Source organism: Pseudomonas sp. PP3, from assembly GCF_905336995.1.
In the GTDB taxonomy this organism is placed as follows: Bacteria; Pseudomonadota; Gammaproteobacteria; order Pseudomonadales; family Pseudomonadaceae; genus Aquipseudomonas; species Aquipseudomonas reinekei.
In genome coordinates this window covers 2154799-2180689 of the sequence record NZ_HG995459.1, presented here as the reverse complement: position 1 = coordinate 2180689, position 25891 = coordinate 2154799, and the positions used below count along the sequence as shown (strand labels likewise).

The following is a 25891-nucleotide window of genomic DNA, read 5'->3' as shown; positions in this document are numbered from 1 at the left end:
AGCTTCACCTCATACCCAAGTGGTCGGCGATTAACCGTCCTTCTCGATTTCACAGAGTAGCGGATGCTGGCTTTCCCTGGCGTACTGGTTGACCTGCATGGCCTTCGTCTCGGCGATGTCGCGGGTAAACACTCCACATACTGCCCGTCCTTCTGTATGAACGGCCAGCATGACCTTGGTCGCCAGCTCGCGATTCAGGTTAAAAAACACCTCGAGCACTTCGACGACGAAATCCATCGGTGTGTAGTCATCATTGAACAAAACCACCTTGTACATTGGCGGCGCCTGTAACGCAGGCTTGGCCTCCTGAACAGCAATGCCTGCGGAATCGTCGTCGTGTTCCTCCGGGCGATCTTTCTGGAGAGTCGGGCGATCCTGATTGAATGTTAGTCGAATCTGGCTGATTGCATGCATGGAAAGAAAGGTTCGTCTGTTGTTCAAATACAGTGGTGGGGGCGGCTATCAGCGTTTTCAACTCCGACTGCCGGGTCAACTTGACTATCGGCAAAAGGGTGTTACAAACAATAGAGCCCACAGTGGGTAAAAAAGGTCCGCGGAGTCAACTTTTTTCTAAAGAAGTGACTGCGGATGAACTGGATGATACTCCAGTGATGGAGTCTGTTGCAGAGGGATATGGGTATGTCAGGCGTCAAGGTCAGTGGCAAGGTCAAATGGTTCAACAATGCCAAGGGTTACGGGTTCATCAATGAGGACGGCAAGACAGAAGACCTGTTTGCTCACTACTCGGCCGTCCAGATGGATGGTTATAAAACCCTGAAGGCCGGACAAGCTGTGGTATTCGAAATCATCCAGGGACCCAAGGGCCTGCATGCGGTCAACATCGGTAACCCCGTGGATGCCTCGAAAACCGTGACTTCCACCGCACAATCGACCGTTACGGCCTAAGACCGCACCGCCATCCAGTCATATAAAAAACCGCCCGGCTCAATCACTCGAGCCGGGCGGTTTTTTGCATGCCTGTCGTTCGCTTACATGTGCGAGATCAGTGCATCGCCGAAGCCGGAAGAAGAAACCAGCTTGGCGCCATCCATCAGACGCTCGAAGTCATAGGTCACGGTCTTGGCGGAAATCGCGCCGTTGGTGCCCTTGATGATCAGGTCGGCCGCTTCGGTCCAGCCCATGTGGCGCAGCATCATTTCGGCGGACAGAATCAGCGAACCCGGGTTGACCTGGTCCTTGCCCGCGTACTTCGGTGCGGTGCCATGGGTGGCTTCGAACATGGCCACGGTGTCGGACAGGTTGGCACCCGGCGCGATACCGATACCACCCACTTCCGCCGCGAGGGCGTCGGAGAGGTAGTCGCCGTTCAGGTTCAGGGTCGCGATCACATCGTACTCGGCCGGGCGCAGCAGGATCTGCTGGAGCATGGCGTCGGCGATGGCATCCTTGACGATGACGTTCTTACCGGTTTTCGGGTTCTTGAACTGCATCCACGGACCACCATCGAGCAGGGTCGCGCCGAACTCTTCGGCTGCCACTTCATAGGCCCATTCCTTGAAGGCACCTTCGGTGAACTTCATGATGTTGCCTTTGTGCACGATGGTCAGCGAATCACGATCGTTATCGACCACGTATTGCAGGGCCTTGCGCGCCAGACGCTTGGTGCCTTGCAGGGAAACCGGCTTGACGCCGATACCGCAGTTCTCGTCGAAACGGATCTTGGTAACGCCCATTTCTTCTTTAAGGAACTTGATGACCTTGGTGGCTTCCGGCGTACCGGCCTTCCACTCGATGCCGGCGTAGATGTCTTCGGAGTTCTCGCGGAAGATGGTCATGTCGACATCGCCTGGCTTCTTGACCGGGCTAGGCACGCCTTCAAACCAGCGCACCGGGCGCAGGCAGACGTAGAGGTCGAGTTGCTGACGCAGCGCCACGTTGAGCGAGCGGATGCCACCACCGACCGGCGTGGTCAGCGGGCCTTTGATGGAAACCACGTAATCCTTGACCGCATCCAGGGTTTCCTGAGGCAGCCAGGTATCCTGATCGTAAACCTGAGTCGCTTTTTCCCCGGCGTACACTTCCATCCAGGAAATCTTGCGCTCGCCGCCGTAAGCCTTTTTCACAGCAGCATCGACAACCTTGATCATGACCGGACTGATGTCGACACCAATGCCGTCACCTTCGATGAAGGGGATGATCGGGTTATTAGGAACATTGAGAGAATGGTCTGCATTGACGGTGATTTTGTCGCCGACGGCCGGAACCTGAATCTTCTTGTAACCCATGCTGAACTCCATTGATTGGATTGAACATCTGGCTTGGTTCGAGCGTAACCCAGTTGAATCGGCGCGCAAACCCTATGTTCCATCCATCTGCTGCAAAGCCCTACAACTCGCGCGCTACAAGCCTGAAAGCAAAGGGAAAAGCGCCAAACTCCAGCACGACGAATGACGATGCGCGCCACTCGCCCCTGCGACCTTTAGACCAATGGACGAGAATCGTTGCGTATGAACCATCGGCAGATTGCCAGCTACCTATGTATAATGCCGCCGCTGACCAAAGGGTCACGACGACTGAAAGGCTCTATGATGAGGCTTTCAGCTCGACAGGCCGGCCTGTTACCGCAGTCCGGCTGCCTGACGCCCTACTGATGCACCCAACATCACAGCAACGAAACCTCGATATTCGGCTCATGGATGACTTTGAACGAACGCGCTTACCCGGCGCCCCTCGAGTTTCTGCGCACGCTTTAGCAAAGAAGAGAGAGTTAATCCGAATATGCCCACCCGCTCGAAGATCATCTATACCTTCACCGACGAAGCCCCAGCCCTCGCCACCTATTCACTGTTGCCTATCGTAGAGGCGTTCACCGCCTCGGCTGATATCGCCGTGGAAACCCGCGATATCTCTCTTGCAGGGCGCATCCTGGCCAGCTTCCCCGAGCAACTGGGTGACAAAGCCGTAGCCGACCACCTCGCCGAACTGGGCGACCTGGCCGTTACGCCTGAAGCCAACATCATCAAGCTGCCGAACATCAGCGCCTCGGTTCCGCAACTGCAAGCCGCGATCAAAGAACTGCAAGCCCAGGGCTACGCCCTGCCGGACTACCCGGAAACCGTGACCAGCGACGCTGACAAAGAAGTCAAATCGCGCTACGACAAGGTCAAGGGCAGCGCCGTGAACCCGGTTCTGCGTGAAGGCAACTCCGACCGTCGAGCGCCGCTGTCGGTCAAGAACTACGCTCGCAAGCACCCGCATAAAATGGGCGCCTGGGCTGCGGACTCCAAGTCCCACGTCGCGCACATGAGCACCGGTGATTTCTACGGTAGCGAAAAAGCTGCCCTGATCGACGCCGCTGGCGCCGTGAAGATCGAACTCATCGCTCAAGACGGCACCACCACCGTCCTGAAAGAAAAGACCACCGTTCAGGCTGGCGAGATCCTCGACTGCGCCGTCATGAGCAAAAACGCTCTGCGCGCATTCATTGCCGCTGAAATCGAAAGCGCCAAGGCACAAGGCGTGCTGCTGTCGGTTCACCTGAAAGCCACCATGATGAAGGTTTCCGACCCGATCATGTTCGGCCAGATCGTTGCCGAGTTCTATAAAGACGCACTGACCAAGCATGCTGACGTGCTGGCCCAGATCGGTTTCAACCTGAACAACGGCATCGGCGACCTGTACGCTCGCATCAAGGCCCTGCCGGCCGAGCAGCAAGCGCAGATCGAAGCTGACATCCAGGCGGTCTACGCCGTTCGCCCTTCCCTGGCGATGGTCAACTCCGACAAAGGCATCACCAACCTGCACGTGCCGAGCGACGTTATCGTCGACGCCTCGATGCCGGCCATGATCCGTGACTCCGGCAAAATGTGGGGCACCGACGGTCAGCTGCACGACACCAAGGCTGTGATCCCGGATCGCTGCTACGCCACCATCTACCAGGCGGTCATCGAAGACTGCAAGGCAAACGGCGCTTTCGACCCAACCACCATGGGCAGCGTGCCGAACGTCGGTCTGATGGCGAAAAAAGCCGAAGAGTACGGTTCCCACGACAAGACTTTCCAGATCAAGACCAACGGCGTGGTCCGCGTGACCGACACCAATGGCACCCTGCTGCTGGAACAGCCGGTTGAAGCCGGCGACATCTTCCGCATGTGCCAGACCAAAGACGCGCCGATCCAGGATTGGGTCAAACTGGCCGTCAACCGTGCTCGCGCCAGCAGCACCCCGGCGATCTTCTGGCTGGACCCAATGCGCGCCCACGACGGCGTGGTGATCGAGAAAGTTCAGGCTTACCTGAAGGATCACGACACTGCCGGTCTGGACATCCAGATCATGGCACCGGTCGACGCAATGAAGTACACCCTGCAGCGCACCCGCGAAGGCAAGGACACCATTTCGGTGACCGGCAACGTACTGCGCGACTACCTGACCGACCTGTTCCCGATCATGGAACTGGGCACCAGCGCCAAGATGCTGTCGATCGTGCCGCTGATGAATGGCGGTGGCCTGTTCGAAACCGGCGCCGGCGGTTCGGCTCCGAAGCACGTTCAACAGCTGCTGGAAGAAAACTTCCTGCGCTGGGATTCGCTGGGTGAATTCCTGGCACTGGCCGCGTCCCTGGAACACCTGGGCGCGACCTACAACAATCCAAAGGCGCTGGTTCTGGCCAAGACCCTGGACCAGGCCACCGGCCAGTTCCTGGACAACAACAAGTCGCCATCGCGCAAAGTCGGTAACATCGACAACCGCGGCAGCCACTTCTACCTGGCGCTGTACTGGGCTCAAGCCCTGGCTGCCCAGACCGAAGACACTGCACTGCAAGCGCAGTTTGCGACCCTGGCCAAGACCCTGACCGAGAACGAAGCAACCATCGTTGCCGAGCTCAACGCCGTTCAGGGCAAGCCAGTCGACATCGGCGGTTACTACCACGCCAGTGCCGAGCTGATCAGCAAAGCCATGCGCCCAAGCGCCACACTCAACGCGGCGATTGCTGCGCTGGTGTAAGGTTGTAAGGAAGCACCACAAACCCCGGCCCCGTGCCGGGGTTTGTGTTTGCGCCTTTTATGGATCTACACAAAACCCTGTAGGAGCTGGCTTGCCAGCGATGGCGGCCTACCATTCAACATTAGTGGTGACTGGCCTACCGCTATCGCTGGCAAGCCAGCTCCTGCAGAGTATGTATTTCAACATTCAGAATCGAGGGCAACACATGGACTGGAAACCCCACATCACTGTCGCCACCATCGTCGAGGACAACGGCCGCTTTCTGATGGTTGAAGAACACAAGGCCGGGCGTAACGTACTCAACCAGCCCGCCGGCCACCTTGATCCGGACGAAACCCTGATTGAAGCCGCCATCCGCGAAACCCTCGAGGAAACCGGCTGGGACGTCGAACCCACCGGCGTGCTGGGCATTTATCTCTACACAGCCCCAAGCAACGGCGTGACTTACCAACGAGTCTGCTTCATCGCCAAACCACTGAAACACCACCCGGACTATCAACTGGACGACGGCATCATCGCCGCCAAGTGGTTGACCCGCGACGAATTAATCGAGCAGCGCGACAACTGGCGCAGCGAGCTGATCATCCGCTGCATCGACGACTATCTGGGCGGCCAGCACTTCAGCCTCGAATTGATCCGTCCTTCTCTTTAGCCTTGCGGGCCTGAGCCTGCTAGAATCGCGTCCTTTTTCAAGACACTCATTGAATCCCTATGCGTGATCCAGCCCCTTCTGACACACAAAAGAAGCGCGTCATTGTCGGCATGTCCGGCGGCGTGGACTCTTCCGTTTCCGCCCTCCTGCTGATCGAGCAGGGTTATGAGGTGGAAGGCCTGTTCATGAAGAACTGGGAAGAAGACGATGGAACGGAATACTGCACCGCCATGGATGACCTGGCGGACGCCCAGGCCGTGTGCGACAAAATTGGCATCAAGCTGCACACCGCCAACTTCGCCGCCGAGTACTGGGACAACGTGTTTGAGCACTTCCTGGCCGAATACAAGGCCGGACGCACGCCGAACCCGGACATCCTGTGCAACCGCGAGATCAAGTTCAAGGCGTTCCTCGACTACGCCATGATGCTGGGCGCCGACCTGATCGCCACCGGTCACTATGTGCGTCGCCGCGACATCGACGGCCGCACCGAACTGCTCAAGGGCCTCGATCCGAACAAGGACCAGAGCTACTTCCTGCACGCCGTTGGCGGTGAGCAGATCGCCAAGACCCTGTTCCCGGTCGGCGAACTGGAAAAACCGCAAGTGCGCGCGATTGCCGAGAAATATGAACTGGCGACCGCGAAGAAAAAGGACTCCACCGGGATCTGCTTTATCGGCGAACGCCGTTTCAGCGACTTCCTCAAGCAATACCTGCCGGCGCAACCGGGCGAAATCAAAACCACCGAAGGTGAAATCATCGGCCGTCACCACGGCCTGATGTACCACACCATCGGCCAGCGCCAGGGCCTGGGCATCGGCGGTTTGAAAGACGCCAGTGACGAGCCGTGGTACGTGCTGATCAAGGACCTGGAGCACAACGAGCTGATCGTCGGCCAGGGCAACGATCACCCGTGGCTGTTCTCCCGCGCCCTGCTCGCTTCGGATATCTATTGGGTCAACCCGATCGACCTGAGCCAGCCGCGCAAGCTGACCGCCAAAGTGCGTTATCGCCAAAGCGACCAGCCTTGCACCCTGGAAAAGACCGCCACCGGCTACCGCGCGACGTTCGATGATCCGCAGCGCGCGGTCACTCCCGGTCAATCGGTGGTGTTCTACGATGGCGAAATCTGCCTCGGCGGCGGCGTCATTGAAGTGGCTGAGCCATGGACCAGTAAAGGTCAGGCCCAATGACCCCGACCCAGGAACAACTGACCGCGCTGGGCGGCGTGTTTCTCGCCGCCGTGCTGGTCGACAAGATCGCCAAGACCGGCCAGACCAGCGAAGCAGGCTTGACCTGCATGCTCGGCAGCCTGTTGATCCGCGACCCCAAGGACACCCTGGAAGTCTACGGCGGCGACGACCTCAATCTGCGTGAAGGTTATCGCGCGTTGATCGGCGCCCTTGAACGCGACCCGAGCGCCCTGCAGCGCGAGCCACTGCGCTACGCGCTGGCCATGCTCGGCCTTGAGCGCCAACTGGCCAAGCGCAGCGATATGCTGGACATCATCGGCAAGCGTCTGCCGCAAATTCAGTCCCAGGTCGAACATTTCGGCCCGGCCCACGAAAACGTGGTGGCCGCCTGCGGCGCGCTGTACCAGGACACCCTGAGCACCCTGCGCCAACGCATCCAGGTGCACGGCGACATGCGCAATCTGCAGCAACCGAGCAATGCCTCGAAAATTCGCGCCTTGCTGCTGGCCGGCATTCGTTCGGCGCGCCTGTGGCGACAATTGGGCGGGCATCGCTGGCAGCTGGTGATCAGCCGCCGCAAATTGCTCAAAGAGCTTTACCCCTTGATGCGTAACGAATAACCCGCATCGACAGTTCCAGACTTAGCAATACGCGTAATACGCCGGTCAGTTGGCGACGGACCGGCGGATTTTTTCATGTATGATACGCGCCCCATTTCGTTGCCCGACTGTCCGAGAACACCCCATGCAGCTTTCTTCGCTCACTGCGGTTTCCCCTGTTGACGGCCGCTACGCCGGCAAAACCCAGGCCCTGCGCCCAATTTTCAGCGAGTACGGCCTGATCCGTGCCCGCGTCCTGGTTGAAGTGCGCTGGCTCCAGCGCCTGGCCGCTCACCCTGCCATCAGCGAAGTGCCGGCGTTCTCCGCCGAAGCCAACGCGGTGTTGAACACCCTGGCGGAAAACTTCTCTCTGGAGCACGCCGAGCGCGTCAAAGAGATCGAGCGCACCACCAACCACGACGTCAAAGCCATCGAATACCTGCTCAAAGAGCAAGCGGCCAAGCTGCCGGAACTGGCCAAGGTCAGCGAATTCATCCACTTTGCCTGCACCAGCGAGGACATCAACAACCTGTCCCACGCCCTGATGCTGCGCGAAGGCCGTGATGACGTGATGCTGCCGCTGATGCGCCAGACCGCCAACGCCATCCGCGAACTGGCGATCCGTTTCGCCGATGTACCGATGCTGTCGCGCACCCACGGCCAGCCAGCCTCGCCGACCACCCTGGGCAAAGAACTGGCGAACGTGGTTTACCGCCTCGAGCGCCAGATCGCTCAAGTCGCTGCCGTGCCATTGCTGGGCAAGATCAACGGCGCTGTCGGCAACTACAACGCTCACCTGTCGGCCTACCCTGAGATCGACTGGGAAGCCAACGCCCGCGCCTTCATCGAAGACGAGCTGGGCCTGGGCTTCAACCCGTACACCACGCAGATCGAACCGCACGACTACATTGCCGAGCTGTTCGACGCCATTGCACGCTTCAACACCATCCTGATCGATTTCGACCGTGATATCTGGGGCTACATCTCCCTGGGTTATTTCAAGCAGCGCACCATCGCTGGCGAAATCGGCTCGTCGACCATGCCGCACAAGGTCAACCCGATCGACTTCGAAAACTCCGAAGGCAACCTGGGCATTGCCAACGCACTGTTCCAGCACCTGGCGAGCAAGCTGCCGATCTCCCGCTGGCAGCGCGACCTGACTGACTCCACGGTACTGCGCAACCTCGGTGTCGGCTTCGCCCACAGCGTGATCGCGTACGAAGCCAGCCTCAAAGGCATCAGCAAGCTGGAGCTCAACGAGCAGAAGATTGCCGCTGACCTGGACGCGTGCTGGGAAGTATTGGCCGAGCCGATCCAGACCGTGATGCGTCGCTACAACATCGAAAACCCGTACGAAAAGCTGAAAGAACTGACCCGCGGCAAGGGCATCAGCCCCGAAGCACTGCAGACTTTCATCGACGGCCTGGACATGCCAGCCGCAGCCAAGGCCGAGCTGAAATTGCTCACCCCGGCCAACTACATCGGTAACGCTGTAGAGCAAGCCAAACGCATCTGATCGACCGTTAGAACCCTTTAAGACGCCCGGCCGCGCCGGGCGTTTTTATTCCCGTATGAAAAGTGCTTTTTTTCAATAGGTTACACATGAATCCTGACACTCCTCTGCAACTTCTGGGCGGCATCACGGCACGGGAATTCCTGCGCGACTACTGGCAGAAAAAACCACTGCTGATCCGCCAGGCCATTCCTGATTTCGAAAGCCCGATCGACGCTGACGAACTGGCCGGCCTGGCGCTGGAAGAAGAAGTTGAATCGCGCCTGATCATCGAGAACGGCGAGCGTCCATGGGAATTGCGTCGCGGCCCGTTTGCCGAGGACGAATTCAGCAAATTGCCGGAACGCGACTGGACCCTGCTGGTTCAAGCCGTCGACCAGTTCGTACCGGAAGTCAGCGAACTGCTGGAAAACTTCCGTTTCCTGCCGAGCTGGCGCATCGACGACGTGATGATCAGCTTCGCCGCGCCGGGTGGCAGCGTTGGTCCGCACTTCGACAACTACGACGTGTTCCTGCTGCAAGGCCACGGTAAGCGCAACTGGAAAATCGGCCAGATGTGCGACTCCGAGAGCCCGCTGCTGCAACACGCCGACCTGCGCATCCTCGCTGATTTCGAAGCGACCGATGAGTGGGTCCTGGAACCGGGCGACATGCTGTACCTGCCGCCACGCCTGGCCCACTGCGGCGTTGCCGTTGATGATTGCCTGACCTACTCGGTCGGTTTCCGCGCACCGAGCGCCGCTGAAGTGCTGACCCACTTCACCGACTTCCTCAGCCAGTTCCTGCCGGACGAAGAGCGCTACACCGACGCCGACGCCCTGCCTGCTGCCGATCCACACCAGATCCAGCACGACGCCCTCGATCGCCTGAAAAGCCTGCTGGCCGAACACATGAGCGACGAGCGCCTGCTGCTGACCTGGTTCGGCCAGTTCATGACCGAACCGCGTTACCCGGAACTGGTGGTCGGCCCTGAAGACCTCGAAGAAGAGGACGTCCTCGGTGCGCTGGAGCAAGGCGCCGTACTGATCCGCAACCCGAGCGCGCGCCTGGCGTGGTCGGAAGTCGATGACGACCTGCTACTGTTCGCCAGCGGCCAGAGCCGTTATCTGCCGGGCAAACTGCGCGAACTGCTGAAGATGATCTGCGCCGCCGACGCCCTGCACATCGACAACCTTGGTGATTGGCTGAGCGACGAAGACGGCCGCGGCCTGCTGTGCGAACTGGTCAAGCAAGGAAGCCTGGGGTTCGCCGATGAATAAGATTCACGTACGTGTCGCAGACTGGCAAAAGGACAACGCCGAGATCCGGCGCATTCGTGAAACGGTGTTCGTCGCCGAGCAATGCGTACCACCTGAACTGGAATGGGACGCCGACGACGCAACCGCCGTGCATTTCCTTGCGTTCGAAGGCGACTTTCCGATTGGTACCGCACGCCTGCTGCCCGACGGTCACGTCGGCCGGGTCTCGGTGCTCAAGGACTGGCGCGGCTTGAAAGTCGGCGATGCGCTGATGCAAGCCGTGATCGGCGAAGCCGAAGAGCGCGGGCTCAAGCAACAGATGCTCAGCGCCCAGGTTCAAGCCACGGCGTTCTATGAGCGCCTGGGCTTCAGCCTGGTCAGTGAGGAGTTCCTGGAAGCAGGGATTCCGCATGTGGACATGGTTCGCCATTCGGCTTGATACCCCGTGGCGAGGGAGCAAGCTCCCTCGCCACAAAAGCTTCGATCGCACCGCAAAACGCCCCGACATCACACGATGCCGGGGCGTTTTGCTGTCTACGATTCAACTTGCCCCCTACCGGGCCGACAAACTGGCAATATCAACACTTTGAAGTTGGCGGAGATAACGGATATGTCCCTACGCACCCTGCTCACCACACTGCTGGTGACCTGCAGTTTTTCGGTCATGGCAGCCACCGAAATCGTGCCTTTGAATTACCACACCAGTGCCGACATGCTGCCCGTGGCGCAGGATTTCGTCGGCAAGGACGGCACCGTCAGCGCCTATGGCAATCAGCTCATCGTCAATGCCGATCAACGCAAGATCGACGAACTTAAGGCACTGATCGGCCAACTCGACACCGCACCCAAGCGCCTGCTGATCACCGTCGATACCAACGAAAACAACGTACAGGGCGACCAGGGTTATTCGGTGAACGGCACCAAGCCCAGTCAGACCCGCATCATCAGCCGCAGCACCGCAAGCCGTGACGGCGGGATTCAACAAGTCCAGGCCACCGATGGCATGCCGGCACTGATCCAGGTCGGCCAAAGCGTGCCACTGACCAGCACCCAGTCGGACTCCTACGGCGACCTGCGCAGCCAGACCGAATACCGCAACGTCACCCAGGGTTTTTACGTCACCGCCAACGTCACCGGTGAAATCGTTCACCTGTCGATCAGTACCAACCGTGACCGCATGAGCCAGGAACGTCCCGATGTAGTGAACGTACAAAGTACCGACACAACCGTCACCGGGCGCCTGGGCGAATGGATCTTGCTGGCTGGCGTGAATCGCCAGACTCAGGCCGACAAACAGGGCGTAGCCCGCAGCTACTCGACTCAAGGGCGCGATGACATGACCCTGCGAGTGAAAGTCGACACTTTGGACTAAGTCACCGAAAACTGACTGATTAGTCGTATTAGACCAAAGATGTAGTGCTTGAAAAAAAGCACTACAAAACGTTTGACGAGCCAAAAAAGCAAAGGCATGATGGCCTCGCTCCCGCTAATCAGGGGCCCTGGCAAGGGCCTTCGAGGCGATGTTCGCACCTACCCCGCGAACCGCTTCGTGTCTGTACCGCCCACAAGGTGTGTTTGACGAGGTTGCCGACTGGAACGAAGTTGTCCCGAGGGACGGAAGCGTATTTAGGTAAACCCGGCATCACACTGAAGTTCGCACCAAGGCCCACGACGCCCGAATGCGCCCGCCAGTTCGCCCTTACCTGCTCACTTCCCCTCGAGCCCATCGTTCATCCCGTCGCCTCCCCCGCCGAACCCGACTTGACCACCTAAGCTTCTGGTCAGCGAGCGCAGGAATTTTCCACCGCAGAACAACTTTTCATAAAGACGCGACGAGGTTTATCTCCCATGGCACTGACACGCGAACAGCAAATTGCAGCCCTCGAAAAAGACTGGGCTGAAAACCCGCGCTGGAAAGGCGTGACACGCACTTACTCCGCTGCTGACGTCGTCCGTCTGCGTGGCTCGGTTCAACCTGAGCACACCTTTGCAAAAATGGGCGCCGAGAAGCTGTGGAACCTGGTTACCCAGGGTGCCAAGCCAGCCTTCCGTCCTGAGAAAGATTTCGTCAACTGCATGGGCGCCCTGACCGGCGGCCAGGCTGTGCAACAAGTCAAAGCCGGTATCCAGGCGATCTACCTGTCGGGCTGGCAAGTGGCTGCGGACAACAACTCCGCCGAATCGATGTACCCGGACCAGTCGCTGTACCCGGTGGACTCGGTTCCAACCGTGGTCAAGCGCATCAACAACTCGTTCCGTCGTGCCGACCAGATCCAGTGGAAAGCCGGCAAGAACCCGGGCGACGACGGCTATATCGACTACTTCGCTCCAATCGTGGCTGACGCCGAAGCCGGTTTCGGCGGCGTACTGAACGCCTACGAGCTGATGAAGAGCATGATCGAAGCAGGCGCCGCCGGCGTTCACTTCGAAGACCAACTGGCTTCCGTGAAGAAATGCGGCCACATGGGCGGTAAAGTACTGGTTCCGACCCAGGAAGCCGTGCAGAAGCTGACCGCTGCTCGTCTGGCTGCTGACGTTGCCGGTACTCCGACCATCATCCTGGCCCGTACCGACGCTAACGCCGCTGACCTGTTGACGTCCGACTGCGATCCGTACGACCAGCCATTCGTGACTGGCGAACGTACCCAGGAAGGCTTCTACAAAGTGCGCGCCGGTCTGGACCAGGCCATCGCTCGCGGCCTGGCCTACGCGCCGTACGCCGACCTGATCTGGTGCGAAACCGCCAAGCCAGACCTGGACGAGGCTCGTCGCTTCGCTGAAGCGATCAAGAAGGAATACCCGGACCAACTGCTGTCGTACAACTGCTCGCCTTCCTTCAACTGGAAGAAAAACCTGGACGACGCGACCATCGCCAAGTTCCAGCGCGAACTGTCCGCCATGGGCTACAAGCACCAGTTCATCACCCTGGCTGGCATTCACAACATGTGGCACAGCATGTTCAACCTGGCGCACGACTACGCCCGCAACGACATGACTGCCTACGTGAAGCTGCAAGAGCAGGAGTTCGCCGACGCTGCCAAGGGTTACACCTTCGTGGCTCACCAGCAGGAAGTGGGCACCGGCTACTTTGACGACATGACCACTGTGATCCAGGGCGGCTCGTCTTCGGTCACCGCACTGACCGGTTCGACCGAAGAAGAACAGTTCCACTGATCTGCTTCGCCTGAGACATCAGCCGCTGCGGGCCGAATAGAAAGCTAACCGCAGCGCTGCACATCTGACGCCCCGACTGGTTCGGGGCGTTTTTTTGCGCGTCAATCCTCCAGCTCCCCCACCCCCCCCCATGGGAGCGAGCCTGCTCGCGAAAGCGGCGGATCAGACAGAGACGATGTCGACTGACCTGGCGCTATCGCGAACAGGCTCGCCCCTGCAGTGGATCGCGCTCAGACAGACAAAACACATGGGTACACTGCGCTATCGGCGCCGGAAAAATCTGCCGAAACCCACCCCGTCGCTACTTGCAGTAACGCGCATATAAGGCAACTTTCTGCGCACTTGCGGAATAAACAGTTTAAAACCCAATCCAATCAATATTGATTATCATTTAGCCGACATTATGTTCGTTACATTCCCTACAAAACATAATTGACGAAATGCCGGCTAATGCCCATTGGTCAAGGGCTACAGGACCTCGAGGGCTCGCTATGTCCTTATTCCTATAAATAATTTCGCTATAGGAATTTTACTTGCCGGGTGTTTAGCCATAAAATCAGCGGGATTGATTGCTGCGACATATCGTCACTGCTTTGTTTCTTTTCAAGCTCAGAGACCTTTTGCTCTCTGTTAAGGATTACCAGCATGCCCGAAGCGACAGGACTCATGGCCCACAACTGGGGCTTTGCCATTTTCCTTCTAGGTGTTGTCGGCCTCTGTGCCTTCATGCTCGGTGTTTCCAGCCTCCTCGGGTCAAAAGCCTGGGGCCGCAGCAAAAATGAACCGTTCGAGTCCGGCATGCTACCTACAGGTGGCGCCCGCTTGCGGCTCTCAGCCAAATTCTATCTGGTCGCGATGCTCTTCGTGATCTTCGATATCGAAGCCCTCTTTCTCTTTGCATGGTCTGTGTCCGTCCGCGAAAGCGGCTGGACCGGATTCGTCGAAGCTCTCGTTTTCATAGCAATTCTGTTGGCAGGTCTTGTCTACCTATTCCGAGTGGGCGCCCTTGATTGGGCTCCGGAAGCTCGGCGCAAGCGGCAAGCGAAGCTGAAACAATGAGGCTTTGGCAATGCAATACAATCTCACCAGGATCGACCCCGATGCTCCTAACGAGCAGTATCCGATTGGCGAACGGGAAACCGTTTCCGATCCGTTAGAAGATCAAGTCCACAAAAACATTTTCATGGGCAAGCTCGAAGACGTGCTTAACGGCACGATCAACTGGGGGCGCAAGAACTCCCTGTGGCCGTATAACTTCGGTCTTTCGTGCTGCTATGTGGAAATGACCACCGCCTTCACGGCGCCCCACGACATCGCGCGCTTTGGCGCCGAAGTTATCCGGGCATCGCCGCGTCAGGCGGATTTCATGGTTATCGCCGGTACCTGCTTCATCAAGATGGCGCCGATCATTCAGCGTCTCTACGAGCAAATGCTCGAACCTAAATGGGTTATTTCCATGGGTTCGTGCGCCAACTCCGGTGGCATGTACGACATCTACTCCGTGGTTCAAGGGGTGGACAAGTTCCTGCCCGTGGACGTCTACGTGCCTGGCTGCCCGCCCCGCCCTGAAGCTTTCCTGCAAGGCTTGATGCTGTTGCAGGAGTCGATTGGCCAGGAGCGTCGCCCACTTTCCTGGGTCGTCGGTGATCAAGGCGTGTATCGCGCCGAGATGCCTTCCGAGAAGGAAAAGCGCCGCGAACAGCGTATTCAGGTAACCAACCTGCGCAGCCCCGACGAAGTCTGATCCAGATCTGCTTCTTTAATAGAACGAGAAACTGGCTTCATTCTTTACGTTGACCGAAAGCGATAAATAACCATGACTACAGGCAGTGCTCTGTACATCCCGCCTTACAAGGCAGACGACCAGGATGTGGTCGTCGAACTGAACAACCGTTTTGGCCCGGAGGCGTTCACCGCCCAGCCTACCCGCACCGGCATGCCGGTGCTTTGGGTTGCCCGCGCCAAACTCGTCGAAGTCCTGACCTTCCTGCGTAACCTGCCCAAGCCGTACGTCATGCTCTATGACCTGCACGGCGTGGACGAGCGTCTGCGCACCAAGCGTCAAGGGCTGCCGAACGGCGCCGATTTCTCCGTGTTCTATCACTTGATGTCGATCGAGCGTAACAGCGACGTCATGATCAAAGTCGCCCTGTCCGAGAGCGACCTCAGCCTGCCGACCGTCACCAGCATCTGGCCGAACGCCAACTGGTACGAGCGTGAAGTCTGGGACATGTACGGCATCGACTTCAAAGGCCACCCTCACCTGACGCGCATCATGATGCCGCCAACCTGGGAAGGTCATCCGCTGCGCAAGGACTTCCCGGCGCGCGCCACCGAGTTCGATCCGTTCAGCCTGACCCTGGCCAAGCAACAGCTTGAGGAAGAGGCCGCGCGCTTCAAGCCTGAAGACTGGGGCATGAAACGTTCCGGCCCGAACGAGGACTACATGTTCCTCAACCTCGGTCCGAACCACCCTTCCGCACACGGTGCGTTCCGCATCATCCTGCAGCTGGACGGTGAAGAGATCGTCGATTGCGTTCCGGACATCGGTTACCACCACCGTGGCGCCGAGAAGATGGCCGAGCGTCAGTCCTGGCACAGCTTCATCCCGTACACCGACCGTATCGACTACCTCGGCGGCGTGATGAACAACCTGCCGTACGTGCTCTCGGTCGAGAAACTGGCCGGCATCAAGGTGCCAGAGAAGGTCGACGTCATCCGCATCATGATGGCCGAGTTCTTCCGGATCACCAGCCACCTGCTGTTCCTGGGTACCTACATCCAGGACGTCGGCGCCATGACCCCGGTGTTCTTCACCTTCACCGACCGCCAGAAGGCGTACACGGTGATCGAAGCCATCACCGGTTTCCGTCTGCACCCGGCCTGGTACCGCATCGGTGGCGTCGCCCACGACCTGCCGCGCGGCTGGGAAAAACTGGTGAAAGACTTCGTCGAGTGGATGCCAAAGCGTCTGGACGAATACCAGAAAGCCGCATTGGACAACAGCATCCTGCGTGGCCGGACCATCGGCGTCGCCGCCTACAACACCAAAGAGGCCCTGGAATGGGGCGTCACCGGTGCAGGCTTGCGTTCGACCGGTTGCGACTTCGACCTGCGTAAAGCGCGTCCATACTCCGGTTACGAAAACTTCGAATTCGAAGTACCGCTGGCAGCCAATGGCGATGCCTACGATCGCTGCATCGTGCGCGTGGAAGAAATGCGCCAGAGCATCAAGATCATCGAGCAGTGCATGCGCAACATGCCGGAAGGCCCGTACAAGGCGGACCACCCGCTGACCACGCCGCCGCCGAAAGAGCGCACCCTGCAGCACATCGAAACCTTGATCACGCACTTCCTGCAAGTTTCGTGGGGCCCGGTCATGCCGGCCAACGAATCCTTCCAGATGATCGAAGCGACCAAGGGCATCAACAGTTATTACCTGACGAGCGATGGCGGCACCATGAGCTACCGCACCCGGATTCGTACCCCAAGCTTCCCGCACTTGCAGCAGATCCCTTCGGTGATCAAAGGCAGCATGGTCGCGGACTTGATCGCGTACCTGGGTAGTATCGATTTCGTTATGGCCGACGTGGACCGCTAAGCATGAACAGCACGCTTATCCAGACAGACCGTTTCACCTTGAGTGAAACCGAGCGCTCGGCCATCGAGCACGAGTTGCATCACTACGAAGACCCGCGCGCGGCGTCGATCGAAGCCCTGAAGATCGTCCAGAAGGAACGTGGCTGGGTGCCGGACGGCGCCCTGTACGCCATCGGCGAGATTCTCGGCATCCCGGCCAGCGACGTTGAAGGTGTGGCGACGTTCTATAGCCAGATCTTCCGTCAGCCGGTCGGCCGTCACATCATTCGCGTCTGCGACAGCATGGTCTGCTACATCGGCGGCCACGAGTCCGTGGTCAGCGAAATCCAGAGCAAGCTCGGCATCGGCCTGGGTCAAACCACCGCCGACGGTCGTTTCACCCTGCTGCCGGTCTGCTGCCTCGGCAACTGCGACAAGGCGCCGGCGTTGATGATCGACGACGACACGTTCGGTGATGTGCAGCCAGCAGGCGTTGCCAAATTGCTCGAGGGCTACGTATGACCCTGACTTCTTTCGGCCCGGCCAACCGCATCAAGCGTTCGGCCGAGACTCACCCGCTCACCTGGCGCCTGCGTGACGACGGCGACGCTGTCTGGCTCGACGAGTACCAGGCCAAGAACGGCTACGCCGCTGCGCGCAAAGCCTTCGCCGACATGGCTCAGGACGATATCGTCCAGACCGTGAAAGACGCCGGCCTCAAGGGTCGCGGCGGTGCAGGCTTCCCCACTGGCGTGAAGTGGGGCCTGATGCCCAAGGACGAATCCATCAACATCCGCTACCTGCTGTGCAACGCGGATGAAATGGAGCCAAACACCTGGAAAGACCGCATGCTGATGGAGCAACTGCCCCATCTGCTGATCGAAGGCATGCTGATCAGTGCCCGCGCACTGAAAACCTACCGTGGCTACATCTTCCTGCGCGGCGAATACACCACCGCCGCCAAGCACCTCAACCGTGCCGTGGAAGAAGCCAAGGCTGCTGGCCTGCTGGGCAAGAACATCCTCGGTTCGGGTTTCGACTTCGAACTGTTCGTGCACACCGGCGCCGGGCGTTATATCTGCGGTGAAGAAACCGCACTGATCAACTCCCTCGAAGGCCGTCGCGCCAACCCGCGCTCCAAGCCGCCCTTCCCTGCCGCCGTTGGCGTATGGGGCAAGCCGACTTGCGTGAACAACGTTGAAACCCTGTGCAACGTCCCGGCGATCATTGCCGACGGCGTGGACTGGTACAAGTCGTTGGCCCGCGAAGGCAGCGAAGACATGGGCACCAAGCTCATGGGCTTCTCCGGCAAGGTCAAGAACCCGGGCCTGTGGGAACTGCCATTCGGCGTCACCGGTCGCGAGCTGTTCGAAGACTACGCTGGCGGCATGCGCGACGGCTTCAAGCTCAAGGCCTGGCAGCCAGGCGGCGCCGGTACCGGTTTCCTGTTGCCGGAACACCTCGACGCACAAATGTATGCCGGCGGCATCGCCAAAGTGGGCACCCGTATGGGTACCGGCCTGGCCATGGCGGTGGACGACAGCGTCAACATGGTGTCCCTGCTGCGCAACATGGAGCAGTTCTTCGCTCGCGAATCCTGCGGTTTCTGCACCCCATGCCGCGATGGCTTGCCATGGAGCGTCAAGCTCCTGATGGCCATCGAGAACGGTGAAGGCCAGCCAGGCGACATCGAGACCCTGCTGGGTCTGGTCGGTTTCCTCGGCCCAGGCAAGACCTTCTGTGCTCACGCACCGGGCGCCGTGGAGCCGTTGGGCAGCGCAATCAAATACTTCCGCCATGAGTTCGAAGCCGGTATCGCGCCAGTCAGCGCCGCCGTCCCGCCTCTGGCAAGGCCGATCGTAGTCGGCGCGTAAACGCTTAAAAAAGCGAAGGGTCCGTGCCCTTCGCTTTTCGTGTGATGACGCCTTTAACGGCTGTGTTGATTCACGCGGACAACAAGATTCCATTAGCCACGCCCGCTGACACCGGGCCAACGAAGAACTTTGAACCATGGCCACTATCCACGTAGACGGCAAAGCGCTCGAAGTCGATGGGGCAGACAACCTGTTACAGGCATGTCTGTCTCTGGGCCTCGATATTCCGTATTTCTGCTGGCACCCTGCCCTTGGCAGCGTTGGCGCTTGTCGCCAGTGCGCGGTCAAGCAGTACACCGACGAAAACGACACCCGTGGTCGTATCGTCATGTCCTGCATGACCCCTGCCACCGACAACACCTGGATCTCCATCGAAGATGAAGAGTCCAAGGCGTTCCGCGCCAGTGTTGTTGAATGGCTGATGACCAACCACCCTCACGACTGCCCGGTCTGTGAAGAAGGCGGTCACTGCCACCTGCAAGACATGACGGTAATGACCGGCCACAACGAGCGCCGTTACCGCTTCACCAAGCGCACCCACCAGAACCAGCAACTGGGCCCGTTCATTTCCCACGAAATGAACCGCTGCATCGCTTGCTACCGCTGCGTGCGCTTCTATAAGGACTACGCCGGCGGCACTGATCTCGGTGTATTCGGCGCTCACGACAACGTGTACTTCGGTCGCGTTGAAGACGGCACCCTGGAAAGCGAGTTCTCCGGCAACCTCACCGAGGTCTGCCCGACCGGCGTGTTCACCGACAAGACTCACTCCGAGCGCTACAACCGTAAGTGGGACATGCAGTTCTCGCCGAGCATCTGCCATGGCTGCTCCAGCGGTTGCAACATTTCCCCGGGCGAACGCTACGGTGAACTGCGTCGTATCGAAAACCGTTTCAACGGCTCGGTAAACCAGTACTTCCTGTGCGACCGTGGCCGTTTCGGCTATGGCTACGTCAACCGTGAAGACCGTCCGCGTCAGCCGCTGCTGGCCAACGGCACCAAGCTGAGCCTCGACGAAGCGCTGGATAAAGCCGCCGACCTGCTGCGCGGTCGCAACATCGTCGGCATCGGTTCGCCGCGTGCCAGCCTCGAAAGCAACTACGCGTTGCGCGAACTGGTTGGTGCCGAGCACTTCTACTCCGGTATCGAAGCTGCCGAGCTGGAGCGTATCCGTCTGGTCCTGCAAGTGCTCAAAGACAGCCCGCTGCCAGTGCCGAACATGCGCGACATCGAAGACCACGATGCGATTTTCGTCCTCGGTGAAGACCTGACCCAGACGGCCGCCCGCATGGCGCTGTCCCTGCGTCAATCGGTCAAGGGCAAAGCTGAAGACATGGCCGACGCCATGCGTGTTCAGCCTTGGCTCGACGCCGCCGTGAAGAACATCGGCCAGCACGCGCTGAACCCGCTGTTCATCGCCAGCCTGGCTGAAACCAAGCTCGACGACATCGCCGAAGAATGCGTCCACGCCGCTCCCGACGACCTGGCACGCATCGGTTTCGCCGTAGCCCACGCCCTCGACGCCAGTGCTCCAGCCGTTGAAGGCCTGGACGCTGAAGCCCTCGAACTGGCCAAGCGCATCGCCGACGCCCTGCTCGCGGCCAAGCGCCCACTGATCATCGCCGGTACTTCCCTGGGCTCCAAAGCCTTGATCGAAGCCGCTGCGAACATCGCCAAGGCCCTGAAGCTGCGCGAGAAGAACGGCTCCATCAGCCTGGTCGTGCCTGAGGCCAACAGCCTCGGCCTGGCCATGCTCGGTGGCGAATCGGTCGACGCCGCGCTGCAAACCGTCATCGACGGTAAGGCCGACGCCGTCGTCGTGCTGGAAAACGATCTGTACACCCGTACCGACAAAGCCAAGGTTGATGCCGCCCTGACCGCTGCGAAAGTGGTAATCGTGGCCGACCATCAGAAGACCGCTACCAGCGATCGTGCGCACCTGGTTCTGCCAGCCGCCAGCTTCGCTGAAGGCGACGGTACGCTGGTCAGCCAGGAAGGTCGCGCCCAGCGCTTCTTCCAGGTGTTCGATCCGAAGTACATGGACGCGAGCATCCTGGTTCACGAAGGCTGGCGCTGGCTGCATGCCCTGCGCTCGACCCTGCTGAACCAGCCGATCGACTGGACGCAACTGGACCACGTCACCGCTGCGGTCGCCTCGAGCACCCCGCAACTGGCGGCCATCGTCGACGCTGCGCCGTCCGCCGCGTTCCGCATCAAGGGCATGAAACTGGCCCGTGAACCGCTGCGTTACTCCGGTCGTACCGCCATGCGCGCCGACATCAGCGTGCACGAACCGCGTACCCCGCAGGACAATGACACCGCGTTCGCTTTCTCCATGGAAGGTTACTCGGGCTCGGCCGAACCGCGTCAGCAAGTGCCATTCGCCTGGTCTCCGGGCTGGAACTCGCCGCAAGCCTGGAACAAGTTCCAGGACGAAGTCGGTGGTCACATCCGCGCTGGCGACCCGGGCACCCGCCTGATCGAAAGCAACGGTGACGCGCTGAACTGGTTCGCCAATGTTCCGCGCGCGTTCAACCCGGCCCAGGGCACCTGGCAAGTCGTACCGTTCTTCCACCTGTTCGGCAGCGAAGAGAACTCTTCGAAAGCCGCGCCGGTACAGGAACGCATTCCGGCCGCCTACGTCGCACTGGCCAAGTCCGAAGCCGATCGCCTGGGTGTCAACGACGGCGCCATGCTCAGCTTGAACGTCGCTGGCCAGACCTTGCGTCTGCCGCTGCGTATCAACGAAGAGCTGGGCGCTGGCCTGGTGGCACTGCCTGCGGGCATCGCCGGCATTCCGCCAGCGATCTTTGGCAAATCCGTTGACGGTCTGCAGGAGGCAGCTCAATGACCTTGTTCACTCCTGAAGTGATCGACGTGATCATCGCGGTCCTCAAGGCCGTGGTGATTCTGCTGGCCGTGGTGGTTTGTGGCGCCCTGCTCAGCTGGGTCGAGCGTCGTTTGCTCGCCCTCTGGCAGGACCGTTACGGTCCGAACCGCGTTGGTCCGTTCGGCGCGTTCCAGATCGCCGCCGACATGATCAAGATGTTCTTCAAGGAAGACTGGACGCCTCCATTCGCCGACAAGATGATCTTCACCCTGGCACCGGTTGTGGCCATGAGCGCCCTGCTGATTGCCTTCGCGATCATCCCGATCACCCCGACCTGGGGCGTGGCGGACATCAATATCGGCATCCTGTTCTTCTTCGCCATGGCGGGCCTGTCGGTCTACGCGGTGTTGTTCGCCGGTTGGTCGAGTAACAACAAGTTCGCCCTGCTGGGCAGCTTGCGGGCCTCGGCACAGACCGTGTCGTACGAAGTGTTCATGGGTCTGTCGCTGATGGGCATCGTGATCCAGGTCGGCTCGTTCAACATGCGCGACATCGTTGAATATCAAGCGCAGAACCTGTGGTTCATCATTCCGCAGATCTTCGGTTTCCTGACCTTCTTCATCGCTGGCGTGGCCGTGACTCACCGTCACCCGTTCGACCAGCCGGAAGCGGAACAGGAACTGGCCGACGGCTACCACATTGAATACGCCGGCATGAAATGGGGCATGTTCTTCGTCGGCGAGTACATCGGCATCGTGCTGATCTCGGCGCTGCTGGTGACCTTGTTCTTCGGTGGCTGGCACGGTCCGTTCGGCATCCTGCCGCAGATCCCGTTCATCTGGTTCGCACTGAAAACCGCGTTCTTCATCATGATCTTCATCCTGTTGCGCGCTTCGATTCCGCGCCCACGGTATGACCAAGTGATGGATTTCAGCTGGAAGTTCTGCCTGCCGCTGACCCTCGTCAACATGCTGGTGACCGCTGCGATCGTGTTGCTCAACACGCCCGCCGTCGCGGCTCAGTGAGGATAGAGAATCATGAAGTACATAATTGACATCGTGCATGGCTTCTTCACCCAGCTTCGCAGCCTGGTGATGATTTTTGGCCACGCCTTCCGCAAGCGCGACACGCTGCAGTACCCGGAAGAAGCCGTGTACCTGCCGCCGCGCTACCGTGGCCGTATCGTCCTGACCCGCGACCCTGACGGCGAAGAGCGTTGTGTAGCGTGCAACCTGTGCGCCGTGGCGTGCCCGGTCGGTTGCATCTCGCTGCAGAAAGCTGAAACCGAAGACGGTCGCTGGTACCCGGACTTCTTCCGCATCAACTTCTCGCGCTGCATTTTCTGCGGCCTCTGCGAGGAAGCCTGCCCGACCACCGCGATCCAGCTGACACCGGATTTCGAAATGGCCGAGTTCAAACGTCAGGACCTGGTGTACGAGAAAGAAGATCTGCTGATCTCCGGCCCCGGCAAAAACCCTGATTACAACTTCTATCGTGTTGCAGGTATGGCGATTGCCGGGAAGCCGAAAGGCTCCGCGCAGAATGAAGCCGAACCGATCAACGTGAAGAGCTTGCTGCCTTAAGGAAGAAAGATGGAATTCGCTTTCTATTTCGCATCGGGTATCGCTGTGGTGTCCACGCTTCGCGTGATCACCAACACCAACCCTGTGCACGCCCTGCTCTACCTGATCATTTCGCTGATCGCCGTGGCCATGACGTTCTTCGCCCTCGGCGCACCGTTTGCCGGTGTCCTGGAAGTGATCGCCTACGCTGGCGCCATCATGGTGCTGTTCGTGTTCGTGGTGATGATGCTGAACCTGGGCCCGGCCTCGGTTCAGCAAGAGCGCGTCTGGCTCAAGCCCGGCATCTGGCTCGGCCCGGTCATTCTCGGCGCCCTGCTGCTGGTCGAACTGCTGTACGTGCTGTTCGCCCACCAGAGCGGTGAAGCCATCGGCCACACCACTGTAGACGCCAAGGCCGTGGGCATCAGCCTGTTCGGTCCTTACCTGCTGGTGGTCGAACTCGCCTCGATGCTGCTGCTCGCCGCAGCCGTCACGGCGTTCCATCTGGGCCGTAACGAAGCCAAGGAGCAATGACGATGCCTGCTATCCCTATGGAGCATGGTCTGGCGGTCGCCGGCATCCTGTTCTGCCTCGGTCTGGTTGGCCTGATGGTCCGCCGCAACATCCTTTTCGTGCTGATGAGCCTGGAGGTCATGATGAATGCCTCCGCGCTGGCGTTCATCGTTGCCGGTAGCCGTTGGGCGCAGCCGGATGGACAGATCATGTTCATCCTGGTGATCAGCCTGGCAGCTGCCGAGGCCAGTATCGGCCTGGCGATTCTGTTGCAACTGTATCGCCGCTTCCACACGCTCGATATCGACGCTGCCAGTGAGATGCGCGGATGAACCTACTCTTTCTGACTTTCGTATTCCCTCTCATTGGTTTCCTGCTGCTGTCGTTCTCCCGTGGACGCATCTCGGAAAACCTGGCCGCATTGATCGGCGTGGGTTCCATCGGTCTGTCGGCAATCGTTACCGCCTACGTGATCTGGCAATTCAACGTCGCCCCGCCAGAAGGCGGTCACTACACCCAGGTGTTGTGGCAGTGGATGGCGGTGGAAGGCTTCACGCCGAACTTCGCGCTGTACCTGGACGGCCTGTCCGTGACCATGCTCGGTGTGGTCGTCGGCGTCGGCTTCCTGATCCACCTGTTCGCGTCCTGGTACATGCGCGGTGAAGCCGGTTACTCGCGCTTCTTCGCCTACACCAACCTGTTTATCGCCAGCATGCTGTTCCTGGTGCTGGGCGATAACCTGTTGTTCCTGTACTTCGGTTGGGAAGGCGTGGGCCTGTGCTCGTACCTGTTGATCGGTTTCTACTACAGCAACCGCAACAACGGTAACGCCGCACTCAAAGCCTTCATCGTGACCCGTATCGGTGACGTGTTCATGGCCATCGGCCTGTTCATCCTGTTTGCCCAACTGGGCACGCTGAACGTTCAGGAACTGCTGGTGCTGGCACCGCAGAAATTCCAGGCCGGCGACTTCTGGATGGTCATGGCCACCCTGATGCTGCTGGGCGGCGCTGTCGGTAAATCCGCGCAACTGCCACTGCAAACCTGGCTGGCGGACGCGATGGCCGGTCCTACCCCGGTTTCGGCACTGATCCACGCCGCGACCATGGTGACCGCGGGTGTCTACTTGATCGCCCGTACCCACGGCCTGTTCACCCTGGCGCCGGAAATCCTGCACCTGGTAGGCATCGTCGGTGGCGTGACCCTGGTACTCGCCGGTTTCGCAGCCCTGGTTCAGACCGATATCAAGCGTATCCTCGCCTACTCGACCATGAGCCAGATCGGCTACATGTTCCTGGCCCTGGGCGTCGGTGCCTGGGATGGCGCGATCTTCCACCTGATGACCCACGCTTTCTTCAAGGCCCTGCTGTTCCTTGCTTCCGGTGCGGTGATCGTTGCCTGCCACCACGAGCAGAACATCTTCAAGATGGGCGGCCTGTGGAAGAAACTGCCACTGGCCTACGCCAGCTTCATCGTCGGCGGCGCGGCCCTGGCGGCCCTGCCTCTGGTGACCGCCGGCTTCTACTCCAAGGACGAAATCCTCTGGGAAGCGTTCGCCAGCGGCAACAACGGTCTGCTCTACGCAGGTCTGGTTGGCGCGTTCATGACCTCGCTGTACACCTTCCGCCTGATCTTCATCGCGTTCCACGGTGAAGCGAAGACCGAAGCCCACGCCGGTCACGGCATCGCCCACTGGCTGCCACTGTCGGTACTGATCGTGTTGTCGACCTTCGTCGGCGCGATGATCGTTCCACCGCTGCACGGCGTGCTGCCGCAAAGCGTCGGCCATGCCGGCGGCGAAGCCAAGCACAGTCTGGAAATCGCCTCGGGCGCCATCGCCCTGGCCGGTATCCTGCTGGCCGCGCTGCTGTTCCTCGGCAAGCGTCGCTTCGTGACGGCCATCGCCAACAGCGGCATCGGCCGTTTCCTCTCGGCCTGGTGGTTCGCTGCCTGGGGCTTCGACTGGATCTACGACAAACTGTTCGTCAAGCCGTACCTGGCGATCAGCCACATCCTGCGCAAAGACCCGCTCGATCAGACCATCGGTTTGATCCCGCGCATGGCCAAAGGCGGTCACACCGCCCTGAGCCGTACCGAGACCGGTCAACTGCGTTGGTATGCCGCCTCGATGGCTGCGGGTGCCGTGCTGGTAATTGGCGCCGTCGTGCTGGTAGCGGTCTGATATGAACCTTGCGAATT

23 protein-coding genes are annotated in these 25891 nt (G+C 59.7%); 21 read left to right on the top strand and 2 right to left on the bottom strand.

Features of this window, described 5'->3' with window-relative positions:
* Positions 1 to 30 precede the first annotated feature (30 nt).
* Positions 31 to 414, bottom strand: a complete 384-nt coding sequence (gene clpS / locus KHO07_RS09980; protein WP_020799529.1) for an ATP-dependent Clp protease adapter ClpS — start codon at positions 412 to 414, stop codon at positions 31 to 33.
* Between the two features lie 225 nt (positions 415 to 639).
* Between clpS and cspD the strand changes: the two genes are divergently transcribed.
* On the top strand, positions 640 to 906 hold the full coding sequence (cspD, locus tag KHO07_RS09975; RefSeq protein WP_150735174.1) for a cold shock domain-containing protein CspD: 267 nt from the start codon (positions 640 to 642) through the stop codon (positions 904 to 906).
* 83 nt (positions 907 to 989) lie between these two features.
* Here cspD and icd read toward each other — a convergent pair whose 3' ends face one another.
* A complete protein-coding gene (gene icd / locus KHO07_RS09970; protein WP_075947937.1) occupies positions 990 to 2246 on the bottom strand; it encodes an NADP-dependent isocitrate dehydrogenase in 1257 nt (418 codons plus the stop codon).
* Positions 2247 to 2739: 493 nt separating this feature from the next.
* Here icd and KHO07_RS09965 point away from each other — a divergent pair, with 493 nt between their 5' ends.
* The 20 genes from KHO07_RS09965 (at position 2740) to nuoL (ending at position 25874) form a co-directional block, all read left to right on the top strand.
* Positions 2740 to 4965 carry an NADP-dependent isocitrate dehydrogenase gene (locus KHO07_RS09965; protein ID WP_212627072.1) on the top strand — a complete coding sequence of 742 codons (2226 nt, stop codon included), beginning with the start codon at positions 2740 to 2742 and terminating at the stop codon, positions 4963 to 4965.
* A gap of 205 nt (positions 4966 to 5170) precedes the next feature.
* Positions 5171 to 5617, top strand: coding sequence for an NUDIX hydrolase (locus tag KHO07_RS09960; protein ID WP_150735176.1), 447 nt, complete (start codon positions 5171 to 5173; stop codon positions 5615 to 5617).
* Positions 5618 to 5676: 59 nt separating this feature from the next.
* Positions 5677 to 6810, top strand: coding sequence for a tRNA 2-thiouridine(34) synthase MnmA (mnmA, locus tag KHO07_RS09955; protein ID WP_150735177.1), 1134 nt, complete (start codon positions 5677 to 5679; stop codon positions 6808 to 6810).
* Complete coding sequence (gene hflD / locus KHO07_RS09950; RefSeq protein WP_075947941.1) at positions 6807 to 7430, top strand: high frequency lysogenization protein HflD; 624 nt, start codon at positions 6807 to 6809, stop codon at positions 7428 to 7430. The genes mnmA and hflD overlap by 4 nt, the downstream gene beginning before the upstream one ends.
* 124 nt (positions 7431 to 7554) lie before the next feature.
* Entirely contained in the window at positions 7555 to 8925 is a 1371-nt protein-coding gene (purB, locus tag KHO07_RS09945; RefSeq protein ID WP_007972090.1) for an adenylosuccinate lyase, read from the top strand.
* An 86-nt stretch (positions 8926 to 9011) separates the two neighbouring features.
* Positions 9012 to 10181, top strand: a complete 1170-nt coding sequence (locus tag KHO07_RS09940; protein ID WP_212627071.1) for a cupin domain-containing protein — start codon at positions 9012 to 9014, stop codon at positions 10179 to 10181.
* Positions 10174 to 10599 (top strand): GNAT family N-acetyltransferase, encoded by a 426-nt coding sequence (locus tag KHO07_RS09935; RefSeq protein WP_150735179.1) that lies wholly within the window; start codon positions 10174 to 10176, stop codon positions 10597 to 10599. The genes KHO07_RS09940 and KHO07_RS09935 overlap by 8 nt, the downstream gene beginning before the upstream one ends.
* Positions 10600 to 10770: 171 nt before the next feature.
* Positions 10771 to 11532: a secretin N-terminal domain-containing protein gene (locus KHO07_RS09930; protein ID WP_212627070.1), complete on the top strand. Its 762-nt coding sequence runs from the start codon at positions 10771 to 10773 to the stop codon at positions 11530 to 11532.
* 476 nt (positions 11533 to 12008) lie between these two features.
* Positions 12009 to 13334 carry an isocitrate lyase gene (gene aceA / locus KHO07_RS09925; RefSeq protein WP_046817165.1) on the top strand — a complete coding sequence of 442 codons (1326 nt, stop codon included), beginning with the start codon at positions 12009 to 12011 and terminating at the stop codon, positions 13332 to 13334.
* 645 nt (positions 13335 to 13979) lie between these two features.
* Positions 13980 to 14393 carry an NADH-quinone oxidoreductase subunit A gene (locus KHO07_RS09920; RefSeq protein WP_003223812.1) on the top strand — a complete coding sequence of 138 codons (414 nt, stop codon included), beginning with the start codon at positions 13980 to 13982 and terminating at the stop codon, positions 14391 to 14393.
* Between the two features lie 10 nt (positions 14394 to 14403).
* Positions 14404 to 15078, top strand: coding sequence for an NADH-quinone oxidoreductase subunit B (locus KHO07_RS09915; RefSeq protein ID WP_047527662.1), 675 nt, complete (start codon positions 14404 to 14406; stop codon positions 15076 to 15078).
* 72 nt (positions 15079 to 15150) lie between these two features.
* Complete coding sequence (gene nuoC, locus KHO07_RS09910) at positions 15151 to 16935, top strand: NADH-quinone oxidoreductase subunit C/D (RefSeq protein ID WP_212627069.1); 1785 nt, start codon at positions 15151 to 15153, stop codon at positions 16933 to 16935.
* Positions 16936 to 16937: 2 nt separating this feature from the next.
* The gene (gene nuoE / locus KHO07_RS09905) at positions 16938 to 17435 is read left to right on the top strand and encodes an NADH-quinone oxidoreductase subunit NuoE (protein WP_008020715.1); all 498 of its coding nucleotides are present in this window, start codon (positions 16938 to 16940) and stop codon (positions 17433 to 17435) included.
* On the top strand, positions 17432 to 18787 hold the full coding sequence (nuoF, locus tag KHO07_RS09900) for an NADH-quinone oxidoreductase subunit NuoF (protein ID WP_212627068.1): 1356 nt from the start codon (positions 17432 to 17434) through the stop codon (positions 18785 to 18787). Before nuoE ends, nuoF begins: the two co-directional genes overlap by 4 nt.
* A 136-nt stretch (positions 18788 to 18923) precedes the next feature.
* The gene (nuoG, locus tag KHO07_RS09895) at positions 18924 to 21638 is read left to right on the top strand and encodes an NADH-quinone oxidoreductase subunit NuoG (protein ID WP_212627067.1); all 2715 of its coding nucleotides are present in this window, start codon (positions 18924 to 18926) and stop codon (positions 21636 to 21638) included.
* Entirely contained in the window at positions 21635 to 22642 is a 1008-nt protein-coding gene (nuoH, locus tag KHO07_RS09890; RefSeq protein WP_056723843.1) for an NADH-quinone oxidoreductase subunit NuoH, read from the top strand. The genes nuoG and nuoH overlap by 4 nt, the downstream gene beginning before the upstream one ends.
* Positions 22643 to 22651: 9 nt before the next feature.
* Positions 22652 to 23200, top strand: coding sequence for an NADH-quinone oxidoreductase subunit NuoI (gene nuoI, locus KHO07_RS09885; protein WP_075947948.1), 549 nt, complete (start codon positions 22652 to 22654; stop codon positions 23198 to 23200).
* A 9-nt stretch (positions 23201 to 23209) separates the two neighbouring features.
* On the top strand, positions 23210 to 23713 hold the full coding sequence (nuoJ, locus tag KHO07_RS09880; protein WP_150735183.1) for an NADH-quinone oxidoreductase subunit J: 504 nt from the start codon (positions 23210 to 23212) through the stop codon (positions 23711 to 23713).
* A 2-nt stretch (positions 23714 to 23715) separates the two neighbouring features.
* A complete protein-coding gene (nuoK, locus tag KHO07_RS09875) occupies positions 23716 to 24024 on the top strand; it encodes an NADH-quinone oxidoreductase subunit NuoK (protein WP_007946416.1) in 309 nt (102 codons plus the stop codon).
* A complete protein-coding gene (gene nuoL, locus KHO07_RS09870; RefSeq protein WP_150735184.1) occupies positions 24021 to 25874 on the top strand; it encodes an NADH-quinone oxidoreductase subunit L in 1854 nt (617 codons plus the stop codon). Before nuoK ends, nuoL begins: the two co-directional genes overlap by 4 nt.
* Positions 25875 to 25891 lie beyond the last annotated feature (17 nt).